Source organism: Nocardia sp. NPDC050713 (assembly GCF_040654315.1).
Lineage (GTDB): Bacteria > Actinomycetota > Actinomycetes > Mycobacteriales > Mycobacteriaceae > Nocardia.
Map to the genome: position 1 here is coordinate 60784 of NZ_JBFAHS010000018.1, position 13053 is coordinate 73836.

Annotated in this window: 10 protein-coding genes; 5 read left to right on the plus strand and 5 right to left on the minus strand. The window is 69.8% G+C overall.

Going from position 1 to position 13053, the window contains the following annotated elements; genetic code table 11:
* Positions 1-35: 35 nt before the first annotated feature.
* From AB0H49_RS28155 to AB0H49_RS28165, 3 genes are all read right to left on the minus strand, one after another.
* Entirely contained in the window at positions 36-1709 is a 1674-nt protein-coding gene (locus AB0H49_RS28155) for an alpha/beta hydrolase (protein WP_357255754.1), read from the minus strand.
* A 96-nt stretch (positions 1710-1805) separates the two neighbouring features.
* A complete protein-coding gene (locus AB0H49_RS28160) occupies positions 1806-1985 on the minus strand; it encodes a DUF1272 domain-containing protein (RefSeq protein ID WP_357255756.1) in 180 nt (59 codons plus the stop codon).
* A 23-nt stretch (positions 1986-2008) separates the two neighbouring features.
* Positions 2009-2776, minus strand: coding sequence for a sulfite exporter TauE/SafE family protein (locus tag AB0H49_RS28165; protein ID WP_354998022.1), 768 nt, complete (start codon positions 2774-2776; stop codon positions 2009-2011).
* Positions 2777-3042: 266 nt separating this feature from the next.
* Here AB0H49_RS28165 and leuA point away from each other — a divergent pair, with 266 nt between their 5' ends.
* Entirely contained in the window at positions 3043-4836 is a 1794-nt protein-coding gene (leuA, locus tag AB0H49_RS28170; RefSeq protein ID WP_354998023.1) for a 2-isopropylmalate synthase, read from the plus strand.
* A gap of 120 nt (positions 4837-4956) precedes the next feature.
* On the opposite strand, the gene AB0H49_RS28175 is transcribed toward leuA, so the two are convergent.
* Entirely contained in the window at positions 4957-5313 is a 357-nt protein-coding gene (locus AB0H49_RS28175; protein ID WP_357255758.1) for a hypothetical protein, read from the minus strand.
* Between the two features lie 546 nt (positions 5314-5859).
* On the opposite strand from AB0H49_RS28175, the gene AB0H49_RS28180 reads away from it, so the two are divergent.
* Positions 5860-7269, plus strand: a complete 1410-nt coding sequence (locus tag AB0H49_RS28180) for a MinD/ParA family protein (protein WP_354998978.1) — start codon at positions 5860-5862, stop codon at positions 7267-7269.
* Between the two features lie 498 nt (positions 7270-7767).
* Here AB0H49_RS28180 and AB0H49_RS28185 read toward each other — a convergent pair whose 3' ends face one another.
* Entirely contained in the window at positions 7768-8664 is an 897-nt protein-coding gene (locus AB0H49_RS28185) for a LysR family transcriptional regulator (protein ID WP_357255760.1), read from the minus strand.
* Between the two features lie 122 nt (positions 8665-8786).
* On the opposite strand from AB0H49_RS28185, the gene AB0H49_RS28190 reads away from it, so the two are divergent.
* From AB0H49_RS28190 to AB0H49_RS28200, 3 genes are all read left to right on the plus strand, one after another.
* Positions 8787-9719, plus strand: coding sequence for an EamA family transporter (locus AB0H49_RS28190; protein WP_357255762.1), 933 nt, complete (start codon positions 8787-8789; stop codon positions 9717-9719).
* Positions 9720-10087: 368 nt separating this feature from the next.
* On the plus strand, positions 10088-11851 hold the full coding sequence (locus tag AB0H49_RS28195) for an FAD-dependent oxidoreductase (protein ID WP_357255764.1): 1764 nt from the start codon (positions 10088-10090) through the stop codon (positions 11849-11851).
* A gap of 463 nt (positions 11852-12314) precedes the next feature.
* Positions 12315-12947 carry a pyridoxamine 5'-phosphate oxidase family protein gene (locus AB0H49_RS28200; protein ID WP_354998027.1) on the plus strand — a complete coding sequence of 211 codons (633 nt, stop codon included), beginning with the start codon at positions 12315-12317 and terminating at the stop codon, positions 12945-12947.
* Positions 12948-13053 lie beyond the last annotated feature (106 nt).

Here is a 13053-nt window from a genome sequence, read left to right on the forward strand (position 1 = left end):
GTGAAACGTCACGGCCCGACCGGAGGCAGCGTGGGTCAGGACGCGAACGGCTGCCGATCGGCGGCGCAGGTGGCGCCGGGCGCGGGCAATCGCAGGTCGACGAGGTAGCGCTCGCGCAGTCGCCGCACGCAGTCGCCGTCCGGGTTGTGGCCGTAGCCGTCGGCCACCACCACCAGCCTGGCGTTGACCAGCTCCTGCTGCGCGCGCTTGGCGAAGGTCAGCGGCGTCACCGGGTCGAAGCGGTTGTTCAGCAGCAGCGCGGGTTTGTCGGAGCCGAGCGTCCACGGGCCGGTGTGGCGCTGCGGGTAGCCGTCCTCCGGTGCGGGCCACGTCGCGCACGGCTGGTGCATGGCGAGCCAGAACGGGCCGAAAAGTGGTTCGGCGGAAGCGGTCTCGCGGGCGAGAACGGGCCAGTCGGCGGCCCGCCAACCCGCGCTCTGGTCGGCGCAGGTGATCGCGGTGAAGGCGTCCAGGAAGTCGTATCCGGGCGCGCCCGCCGCCAGGATCTCGCGCACCTTCGCCGGATCGCCCGTTGGTCCGCGTTCCAGTTCGATGAGCAGTTCGGCGAGGGCGGGCCAGCCGCGCTCCGGACTGTAGAGCAGCAGCGCGTGCGCCTGCACGACCTCGCTGTAGCGCACCGGCAACGCGTGCTCGCCCGCGCCGACCGCGATCGGGCCTTGGCGCAGCCGCTCGAGCAGGGCGTTGTCCCTGGCGCGCAACCGATCCGCCCCGGCGTCGGCGGGCTCGAGGGTGGTGGTCTCGACGCGCTCGGGCGCGGCGCTGCCCGCCTTCTCGGCCCGCTCCGGCGGCGTGGCGGGACCGGTCAGGTCGGACCGCTCGGGGCCACCGGCGAAGGCGCACTTCGTCTTTCCCGCCTCGGCGCACAGCCGCAGGAACTCCGCGTGGATCTCCGTGGTGCCGGCGGCGGTATCGATGACCGAGGCGCGGACGTCGTCGGTGTAGACCTTCGGGTCGATCATCGAGGACAGCTGAAGGGCGCGCACGCGCTTGCCGAACAACGCGCCGTACACCTGCCCGAGATAGCTGGCGTAGGACCCGCCGGTGTAGGTCAGTCGCTCCTCGCCGACCGCGCGCCGCAGCAGGTCCATGTCCCTGGCCGCGTCGACCGTGGTGAGGTGCCCGAGCAATTCGCCGCTGTGCTTCGCGCACCCCTCCGCGAGCGTGCGCGCGGCCTGCTCGGCGGCGCGCTCCTGCTCGGCGTTCGCGGGCGGCAGCAGCGTGGCGTCCCAGAACCGGCGCTGTTGCTCGTCGCTGTCGAAACAGCGCACCGCGGCGCTGCGGCCGATCCCGCGCTGGTCGAAAGTGATCACGTCGAAGCGCTCGCGGAGCTCACCCTCGGCCAGCTCGCCCTGCCGCGCCCAGTCGAGGCCGGAGCCGCCGGGCCCGCCGACGGCGGTGAACAGGGTGCCTATACGGCGCTCGGGATCGGTGGCGAGCTGCCGGACCACCGCGATTTCGATGGTCTTGCCCTCGGGCTCGGCGTAGTTCAGCGGTACCGCGGCGGTCGCGCACTCGAAGCCGCTGAGATCGGCGTCGGCGCAGGGCCGCCAGTCGAGGCGCGGCGTCGGCGCCGCGTCGGCCTGCCGGACCAGCTCCGAGACGGCCGACGCCTGCTGAACCGCGGTGCACGCGGTCAGCACCGGCGCCGCCGCCGCGACCAGGATCAGCACGAACTTCCACCTACGCACGGTGACCATCCTGTGCCGTCGGCACCGCGCGCGTCGTCATCCTTTGTGACGAATTCGTCCCTGAGATCGCCGAGATCGCTTCCGGTCCTTGCCGTCTCATCGCGCGGTCCGCCGCGGCCGCGCCACCAGCTCGCCTGAACAGTTCGGGCACACGCCGCCCATGGCGCGCCCGCACGCCGCGCAGAACGTGCACTCGTAGCTACAGATCACCGCGGGACCGTCCGCGACGAGCGCCGCATCGCAGCGCTCGCACGCCGTGCGCATCTCCAGCGCCATGGTTCTCCTCTCGGGGGCACGGATCAGGACGTCAGCAGCCGCACGACCGCGATGCTGCCGACCACCACGATGACCGCGCGGAGCATGGTGGGCGACAACCGCCTGCCGTAGTGGGCGCCGAGCTGGCCGCCGATGATCGAGCCGATCGCGATCATCGCCACCGCCTGCCAGTCCACCTCGGCGACCACGATGAAGATCACCGCCGAGACCGCGTTGACGATGAGCGCCAGCACGTTCTTCACGCCGTTGAGCCGCTGGAGCTCGTCGTGCACGAAGATGCCGAGAAGGCCGATCAGCAGCACGCCCTGGGCCGCGCCGAAGTAGCCGCCGTAGATACCGGTCCCGTACACCGCCGCGAGCAGGATCGGCCCGCCGTGCTCCGGAACGGTCCCGTTGTCGTTCTCGCGCCGCCGCTTGACCCAGGCCGCGAGCCGCGGCTGCACCACCACCAGGATCAGCGCCACGATGATCAGCGCGGGCACGATCGCCTTGAACGCCGCGGCGGGCAGCACCAGCAGCAGCACTGCGCCGGTGATGCCACCGAGCAGCGAGGCCGTGCCGAGCTGGAGCAGCCGGGAACGTTGACCGGCGAGTTCGCGCCGGTAGCCGATGACGCCGCTGATCGAACCGGGCACCAGGCCGATGGTGTTCGACACATTCGCGGTGACCGGCGGCAGCCCGAAGGCCAGCAGCACCGGGAAGGTGATCAAGGTGCCGGAGCCGACGATCGTGTTGATTCCGCCCGCGGCGATGCCCGCTCCGAAGACGGCGAGTAGTTCGAGCCAAGTCATCCGATACGTTCCTTAGACGTCCCGTCGGACCCGCGGCCCGTACAAGCGTTCAGTTCTTCCAGGCACGCTATCGGCAGCCCCGCATACCACGCGCAATCGGACCGGGCTTCCAGCGCCGCGCCGCGACACGCTAAACTCGGGAGAATCATGCAGCGGGCACTTCTTCTCGGCCGCCGCGACGGGGTCTGATCGGACCGGCTCCCGTCGCGGGGTTTCGCCTGCCGGTCGCCCCATAATCGGGAAACCCCACACCATGGAGAACACGCATGTCCCCTGCTGACGCCTACGTTTCCGGCTCGCGCACCATCACCGCTCCGAGCAAGGCCGCGCCAGCCGACCAGCCCAGATGGAACAAGCAGAAGAACTCCTCGATGCCGACATTCCGGTATCGGCCGTTCGCCGAGGAGGTCGAGCCGATCACCCTGCCCGACCGCACCTGGCCGGACAAGATCATCGACCGCGCCCCCGGCTGGTGCGCCGTGGATTTGCGCGACGGCAACCAAGCACTGATCGATCCGATGAGCCCCGCGCGTAAGCGCCGCATGTTCGACCTGCTGGTGCGGATGGGCTACAAGGAGATCGAGGTCGGCTTCCCGTCGGCCAGCCAGACCGACTTCGACTTCGTCCGCGAGATCATCGAGGACGGCGCCATCCCGGACGACGTCACCATCCAGGTGCTGACGCAGTGCCGCCCCGAGCTGATCGAACGCACCTTCGAGGCCTGCGCGGGCGCGGGCAGCGTCATCGTGCACTTCTACAACTCCACCTCCATCCTGCAGCGGCGGGTGGTCTTCCGCGCCGAGCGCGACGCGGTCAAGAAGATCGCCACCGACGCCGCGAAGCTGTGCCTGGAGGTCGAGCAGCGCTACCCCGACACCAACTGGCGCTACGAGTACAGCCCGGAGTCCTACACCGGCACCGAGCTGGAGTACGCGCGCGAGGTCTGCGACGCGGTCTCCGAGATCATCGCGCCGACCCCCGAGAAGCCGCTGATCATCAACCTGCCCGCCACCGTCGAGATGGCGACGCCCAACGTCTACGCCGACTCCATCGAGTGGATGAGCCGCAACCTGGCCCGCCGCGACTCGATCGTGCTGTCCCTGCACCCGCACAACGACCGCGGCACCGCGGTCGCCGCGGCCGAGCTGGGCTACCAGGCCGGCGCCGACCGCATCGAGGGCTGCCTGTTCGGCAACGGTGAGCGCACCGGCAACGTCTGCCTGGTGACGCTGGGCATGAACATGTTCTCGCGCGGCGTCGACCCGCAGATCAACTTCTCCGACATCGACGAGATCCGCCGCACCGTGGAGTACTGCAACCAGCTGCCGGTGCACGAGCGCCACCCGTACGGCGGCGACCTGGTCTACACCGCGTTCTCCGGCAGCCACCAGGACGCCATCAACAAGGGCCTGGACGCGATGAAGGCCGCGGCCGACGCGCAGGACGCCGACGTGTCCGACATCGTGTGGGAGGTGCCCTACCTGCCGATCGACCCGAAGGACGTCGGCCGCACCTACGAGGCGGTCATCCGGGTCAACTCGCAGTCCGGCAAGGGCGGCGTCGCCTACATCATGAAGACCGATCACGGCCTGGTGCTGCCGCGGCGCCTGCAGATCGAGTTCTCCCAGGCGATCCAGCGGATCACCGACGGCGAGGGCGGCGAGGTCACGCCGAAGGAGATGTGGGACGTCTTCCACGAGGAGTACCTGGCGCCGGTCCGGCCGCTGGAGCGGATCCGGCAGAAGGTCACCGCGTCCGAGACCGACGGCGGGGTGGACTCCATCACCGCCGTGGTGAAGGTGGACGGCGTCGAGCAGGAGGTCAGCGGCAACGGCAACGGACCGCTCGCCGCGTTCGTCGACGCCATCGCGACCGTAGGCTACGACGTGCGGGTGCTGGACTACTCCGAGCACGCCATGTCGGCGGGCGACGACGCGCAGGCCGCCGCCTACGTGGAGGTCGCCATCGGCGACAAGGTGGTCTGGGGCGTCGGCATCGCCACCTCGATCACCACCGCTTCGCTGCGCGCGGTCGTCTCCGCGGTCAACCGCGCAAGCTGACGCGTCCGACGTGGCCGGGGTCTTCGTGCTCCGGCCACGTCATCAGTGCGTCGCCGCGTGACTGTAGGTCGTCGAATCGCCGCACGCGCCGGTTCGATCGACGCGCGCTCGGCGGCGTCGTCACCAGCGCCACTGGATGTAGCCGTTCAGGAAATCCAGCGAATACGTCTGGTGCTCAGTCCCGTCCGCGGTGACGATCGTCCACACCGCCGATTCGCAGTGCCGCACATCGGCATCCGACAGCCCGAGACGCGCCTGTTCGCGCGCGTATCCCGCGTCGTATTCGTCGTCCGTCAACAACTCGGCCTGCTCGCGCGACCATCGCTCCAGCGCACCCGCGCTATCGAATCTCTCGTAGTCGTCCGGGTTGTCCGCGTGCAGCTCGCCGGTGGCCCACGGCGTCTCGTAGCCGTAGCGGACGATCGTGGCGAAAGGTTTGCCGTCACAGCGCAGTAGCATCGGCGGCTCGAAGATCATTGCGCCAGGCTATGGCCGCTGCCCAGCCGGGCACAGCCTGCGCGCGGGTTTGCTCACCTGCTAGCGTTGGTTTGCACTCAAGCGCCGAGCTCTCTGCTCGAATCCCGAGCAGATGGGGGAACTGTGACAAACAACGACCACAATCCGACCTCTCCGCCCTGGTTGCAGAGTCCTTCGGTGGATACGGCCGCGGTCACCGCCGAACCCTCCGGATCGCAAGCGGCGCAGGACGAGACGAACGAGCCACCCGCCGAGGCGCCCGAAAAGGACGCCGTAGCAGCGGCCGAACCCGCCGAAGGCCAAGAGGCCGCACCGGGTGCTCGCGTACCGGCGCAGGCCGACGCCGCGCCGGAACAGGGACAGTTCACCGGTTATCCGCCCGCCGCGGGCCCCGGCGATCCGATCGGTTATCCGCCCGCGATGGGTCCCGGCGATCCGACCGGCGTGTACCCGCAGCCCGTCGCCCCGCCCGGCTACGGTCCCGCCGAGGGTTTCGCGCCGAACGGAGCCGCGGAGCCGTACGGTCCGTACAGCACCGGCCAGTTCATGCAGCAGCCCGGTCCCTACCAGGGCGGGCCGTATCAGCCGGGCCCCGAACAGCTTCCGCCGCCGCCCGGTCCCGAGCAGCAGGGCGCGCCCTACGGCGAGTACCGCCAGGAGATCGGACCGGACGGTCTGGTCCGTCGAGTTCCGCAGGAGAGCGGGCCGGAAGCCGGTGCGGCACAGGATCAACAGAGCGGCCCGATCTACAGCTGGGCGCCGCCGCCTCCGCCGGTCCAGCCGATGGCTCCGCCGCAGCCGATGTACCAGGAGCCGCCCGCGCCGATCGGCCAGCCGCCGCTCGGACTCACCGGTCCTGGCCAGACGCCGCCCGGGCTCACGGGTCCCGGGCAGACGCCGCCCGGGCTCACCGGTCCCGGCCAGCAGTGGCAGGGCGGACCGCCGCCGCAGCCGCAGCACCAGCCGTTCCAGCCGCAGCACGTGCCGCAGCCCGGTCAACCCGGCCACTCGGTCAACGACCTCAACCTGCTGAAGCGGGCCCGCCGGGCGCCGCGCAGCGGGTGGCGCCGCGCCGTCCACAAGGCTTCCGGCGGCATGATCAACCCGGGCGAATCCGCGGCCGACGTCGTCTACCGCGATCTCGTCGACCGGGTGAACCAGCCGGTGCGCGGTGACTACCGGATCGCGATCCTCTCGCTCAAGGGCGGCGTCGGCAAGACGACGACGACGGTCGGCCTCGGCTCCACCTTCTCCTCGCTGCGCGGCGACCGGGTCATCGCGATCGACGCCAACCCGGACCTCGGCACGCTGGCGCACCGGGTGCCGCGGCAGACCCGCTCCACCGTGCGAAACCTGCTGGAGGATCAGCAGATCTCCAGGTACTCGGATGTCCGCGCGCACACCTCGCAGGCCCCGAGCCGCCTGGAAGTGCTTGCCTCCGAACAGGATCCGGCCGTTTCCGAGGCGTTCAGCGAAGCCGATTACCGCAAGGCCATCGGCATCCTGCAGTCGTTCTACAACATCATCCTCACCGACTGCGGCACCGGCCTGATGCACTCGGCGATGTCCGGCGTGCTCGACATGGCAAGCTCGCTGGTGCTGGTCACCTCGCCCGCGATCGACGGCGCGCGCAGCGCCTCGGCCACGCTGGACTGGCTCGACCACCACGGCTACGGAAAGCTCGTCGAGCGCACCGTGGTGGTGGTCAACGCCTCGCGGCGCGGCGCCTCCACCGTCGACCTGGATCAGCTGCGCAAGCTGTTCCTGGACCGCACCCGCGCGGTGCAGGTGGTGCCCTTCGACGATCACCTCGCCGAGGGCGCCGAAATCGACCTGGAGCTCGTCAGCAAGCCGACCCGGCGGGCACTGCTGGAACTGGCCGCGATGGTCGCCGACGATTTCGGCTACATCGGCGCCCAGCAGTACCACCATCCTGGGCCGATGGGTCTGCGTTAGACGCACTGCGCGGCGCTGGTTCGGACGCTCGGCGCGCGTCGGCGTCTGATCGAAGGCGGCGACCGTGGATCCCGAGGACGAGCTGCGGTAGTCGAAAGTCGCGGCCCGGCAGTCGAACTGCCGGGCCGCCTTCGTTTCCGGCGACTTCCCACAGTGATGCGCCCGGTGCGGCCGAGAGCACGGCGGCGAGAGCACGCGGCTCTACGCGCGGACCAGCTACTCCGCGGTGGCCTGCTCCGCCGCGGCACTCCGCGATGACCTGCTCCGCCGCGGCACTCCGCGATGACCTGCTCCGCCGCGGCACTCCGCGGTGACCTGCTCCGCCGCGGCCCGGAACGCTGCCAGCACCCTGGGCGACCGCAGATCGAACCCCGCAGCGCCTGGCGTCCGTAGCCGCTACTTCGACCCGGTCGGCCGCAGACCAGAATGCCGCCGGTGGCGATCGCCGACCGCTACACCGGTGCGGACCACGCTGGCAGAGCGGCGACTTCGCGGCTGCTACTCCGCGGTGATTTGCTCCGCCGCGACACGAAAGGCCGCCAGCACCGTGGCGATCGCGGGCCGCTTCTCCGCGTGCGCGCGGGTGACCAGGTCGTAGTTGCGGGCGGCGCGTACGCCGGAGAGTCGTAGCACCGCGAGGTCGGGGTGGGCGACGGCGAAGCGCGGCATCAGCGCGACGCCGTAGCCGGACGCGACGAGCGTCTCGATGACGCGGAAATCGTTGAGCCGCTGTGCTATTCGCGGCTGCACTCCGGTCACGGTGGCGATCGATTCGAGCACGTCGTCGACCGGGAAGCCGCCGCGCACGCTGAGCCAGGTCTCCTCGGCGAGTTCGGCGGGGGCGACCGAGCGCTGCCCGGCCAGCCGGTGCGTCGGGGCGACGACCACGTCGATGGGTTCGCGCATGAGGAACCGCGAGGTGATGCGCGGTCCGGCCACCGAGCCGGAGCGCTCGTCGCGGTGAGTGAGGACGATGTCGTAGTCGGCGAGCAGGCGCGGCACACCGCTGGGCGGCACGTCTTCGTCGCGGGCGACCACATCGACATCGCTGCCCGCCAGCGCGGGCAACACCAGCGGCAGCAGCAGCGCCGCGCCCGACGGGAACAGCGCCACCCGCACCTGCCCGCGCGGCGAGCCGCGATAGTGCGCCATCTCCGCGACCGCCCGGTCCATGGCGGCGAGCACCTCGTCGGCGCGAACGACCAGCGCCTGCCCCGCGTCGGTGAGCCGGATGCGACGGCCGTCGGGTTCGAGCAATGCGACACCGGCCTCCTTGGCCAGCGTCTTGAGTTGCTGGGAGACCGCCGACGGCGTCATGGACAGCGCGTCGGCCACCGCGGAAATGGTTCCCCGGTCGGCGAATTCGCGCAGCACCCGCAGCCGATCCAGGGACATCGGCGGTCCCTGCGACTCGACCGGCACCGGCACGTCCTCTCGTAGATAGTGAAGCTCGACTACAATATCAGTACAAATTTATTCGATTGTGCTGATGGTTTCCGAGCTCGACCATGGTGAGCGTGACCAACCGCGACCGCCTGCTCGGCCTCACCGTCGTCCTGCTCTGGGGCCTGAACTTCATCGCCATCCGGGTCGGCCTCGACCACTTCCCGCCGCTGTTCTTCGCGGCCCTGCGTTTCGCGGTGCTCGCGGTGCCGGTGCTGCTGTTCGTGCCACGTCCGAACGTGCCGCTGCGCTGGCTCTTGTTGTACGGCACGGGTTTCGGGGTGCTGCAATTCGCGTTCCTGTTCACCGCGATGCGCGCGGGCATGCCGACCGGGCTCGCCTCGCTGGTGCTGCAATCCTCGGCGCCGTTCACGGTGGTGCTCGGCGCGCTGCTGCTGGGCGAGCGGCTGCGCCCGGTCCAGCTGGGCGGCTTGTTCGTCGCGGTGGCCGGGATCGTGGTGATCGGCGCCGACCGCGTGCACGTCGCGCCGCTGCTGCCGCTGCTGCTCACCCTGGCGGGCGGGCTCGGCTGGGCCTTCGGCAATATCGGCTCGCGGCTGGCCGCGGCTTCAGGAGCGGTCAACCCACTGCACCTGACCCTGTGGATGACGGTGGTGCCGCCGCTTCCACTGTTCGCCCTCTCCGCGCTCACCGAGGGCCCGGCGATCGGTTGGCACGCACTGGCCGACCTCGCGTCGCCGACCGGATGGCCCGCGCTGATCGGCCTCGCCTACATCGTCGCGCTGGGCACGGTCGCGGGCTCGGGGCTCTGGACGTTCCTGATGAGCCGCTATCCCGCGGGCGCGGTCGCGCCGCTCTCGCTGCTGGTCCCGGTCGTCGGCATCGCCGCGGCCTGGGCTTTCCTCGACGAGACGCCCACCGCGTGGCAGTTGCTCGGCGGCCTGATCGTGATCACGGGTGCGTTCGTCGCGACCACCGGTGGTCGGCGGCCGAGGGTTGTGAAGACCGCGGAACCAGCAGCGGCCGCCGAACCCGCGCTGCGCTGAGCAGCCGCCTGGAGTGCACGGTGCGAGGGCCGCGAAACCCTCCGAACCCGGCCGCCGAACCCACGCTGAGCGCCCGGCGAGTGCGAGTTCCGTGGGCCGGGAAGGCCGCCGAACCAGAACGGCTCTGCGAACCCGGCTGCGATGCGGACCCCTCTCTAGTGCGAGTTTGCGAATTGCGAGTTTCGGGAAGTAGCTCGCGCCGCGCGAGGTCGGCGGTACTCTCGGGGCGCTGAACTCGCCGCGGCCGAGGTTCGTCACCGGCCGCGAGCCAGCGGCGGCAGGGGTGGGTGGGATGGCCCCGAGCAGGCGCTTTACAGTGGGTGCGGCGGTGAAGGTAGGGAACCGAAGGCTAGGCAGCAGAGTCGCGCATGGCAGAACAGCGGTGGGCCGTCTCGCGAAGATCGATGATTCGCGGCACGGCGGCAATGGGGGTCGCGTCGGCGGGGGTTCACACGGCCGGTGCGCTGAGACCGGGGCGCGCGTCGGGCGCACCCGACGGCAGACGGGTGGTGGTGCTCGGCGGCGGGGTCGCGGGACTCACCGCGGCGCACGAACTGGCCGAACGCGGATTCCAGGTCACCGTCTACGAGAGGCGGGCGCTCGGCGGCAAGGCGCGCAGCATTCCGGTGCCGGGCAGCGGATCCGGCGGACGTCCCGATCTGCCGGGTGAACACGGCTTCCGTTTCTTTCCCGGCTTCTACCAGCACATTCCGGACACGATGCGGCGAATCCCGTTCGCGGGCAACGCCGAAGGAGTCTGGAACAACCTGATCGCGATACCCGAGGCGCGCATGTCCCGCCGCGACGGCGACGACTTCCAGATCCCGCTCGGCTTCCGCGCCCGACCGAATCCGCGACCGGAGGACTTCCGCGAGACCGTCGGCGCCGCCATCGCGACGGCACTGAAAATGCCCGCCGCGGAAGGACTTTTCTTCGCCAACCGGCTGCTCGTGTTCAACACCAGTTGCGACGCCCGCCGCTACGGCCAGTGGGAGCACATGGCCTGGCGCGATTTCGTCGGCGCGCACCACCGTTCGCACGAATTCCGCGCGCTGATCTCGCGCACGCTGACCAGCATCATGGTCGCCGCCAAGGACAACCTCGCCAGCGTGCGCACTATCGGCAACATGGGCGAGCAGTTCCTCGGCAACCCGTTCGAGGTCGGCAACGACGGCGCGCTGGACCGGGTGCTGAACGGCCCGACCAACGCGGCGTGGATCGATCCGTGGACGGCGCGGCTGCGTGAGCTCGGCGTCGAGTTCGCGCTGGGCGCGGAGGTGCGCGGTTTGGAGGTGCGGAACCGGCGCATCAGCGGCGCTCGCATCGTCGACGGCAACGGCAGCCGCACGGTCGAGGCCGATTACTTCGTGGTGGCGCTGGCCGCCGAACAGGCCCGCGCGCTGTGGTCGCCCGACGTGCTCGAGGTGCGCCCCGAGCTGGCCGCGATGGACCGGCTGTTCGTGGACTGGATGACCGGCATCCAGTTCTACCTGCGCAGACCGGCCGAGATCTCCAGGGGCCACACCGCCTACATCGACGCGCCGTGGTCGCTCACCTCGATCAGCCAGAACCAGCTGTGGACGCGCAAGCTCGCCGAATTCGGTGACGGCACTGTGCAGGACTGCCTTTCGGTCGACATCTCCGACTGGAACACCCCGGGCATCCTGTACGGCAAGACCGCCAAGGAGTGCACGCACCAGGAGATCGCGCGCGAGGTGTGGGCGCAGTTGCAGGCCCACCTCAACGATCGTGGCGAGGAACTGCGCGACGCCGACCTGCATTCCTGGTTCCTCGATCCCGCGATCGTCTGGCAGTCCGAACAGCGCCGCAACACCAACGCCGACCCGCTGCTGATCAACACCGCCGGGTCGTGGGAGCTCCGCCCCGAACCGCACGGCGATCTCGAAAACCTGTTCCTCGCGGGCGATTACGTGCGCACCAACGTCGACCTGGCCACCATGGAGGGCGCCAACGAGTCGGCGCGGGCCGCGGTGAACGCGCTGCTCGACGTCGCGGGTTCGGACGCGCCGCGCTGCCGGATGTACACGCTGTACCGCGCGACCGAGCTGGAACCGTTGCGGCGCATGGACGCCGATCGGTACGCGGCGGGTCTGCCGAACCTATTCGACTGAAGCGGGTGTACCTGCCCAGCAGTGGTTCTCCGTATCAATGCCTGACAACGGGAAAACACACGCCAGCTGCGCGCCGTCTCCGCACAAGTACACCTGTCGGCGGGTGTACCTGCCCGACAGTGGTTCTCCGGGTCAATGCCTGACAACGGGAAAACACACACCTGCTGTGCGCCGTCTCCGCACAGGCACACCTGCCAAGGCGGGGGCAGGTGTACCTGCCCAACAGTGGTTCTCCGTATCAACGCCTGACAACGGGAAAACACACACCTGCTGCGCGCCGTCGCCACACAAGTACACCTGCCAAGGCGGGGCGTGTGTACTGCCCAAGGGTGCGCTTGTGCGGAGACGGCGCACAAGCAGACCCTGTCTTCCGTTGCCAGGCACTCACATTGAGACCCACCCTCTGTGCAGGTACCCCCATGTTTGATCGCGCGGGCCGTCGCCGCGGTGCTTCAATCGAAGTATGGGCGAGACCACGAAGATCACCGACCCCGACGACCTGCGTGCGCTGCTCGGTGCGGTGATGCCGCGCGCGGCGACCAAGGAGCGCGTCGCACTGCACCAGCGCGATCGTGAGTGGATCGCCAGCTCCCCGTTCCTGGTGATGAGCACCTGCGACGCCGACGGCAACTGCGACGCCTCGCCCAAGGGCGACCCGGCGGGTTTCGTGAAAGTGCTCGATGATCGCACCATCGCCATCCCCGAGCGCCCGGGCAACCGCAGGGCCGACGGCTACCTCAACATCCTCGCCAACCCGCACGTGGGCCTGCTCTTCCTGATCCCAGGCCGCCGCGACACCCTCCGCGTCAACGGCCGGGCCCGCCTGGTCAGCGACGCCGCCTACTTCGACGACATGGTGGTCAAGGGCCACCGCCCGATCCTCGCCGTCGAGGTCGCCGTCGAACAGATCTTCTTCCACTGCGCCAAGGCGTTCCTCCGCAGCCACCTGTGGGAGCCGGAGCAGTGGCCCGCCGACACCCTCCCCAGCACCGCCTGCCTGGTCAAGGACGTAGACCCGAACATCAAGGAGACGGTAGACGACCTAGAGCACTACTACTCCCCAGAAAACTACGCCGCAAAACTGTACCGCGACTGACTCCCGTAGCAGCGGGCTCCCACACGCCCCGTGTACGCGTCACATAGCCACCGCCTATGTGAGGAGTGCACAGACTGTGTGGCCACCACCCCTACCTCGGTGCGAC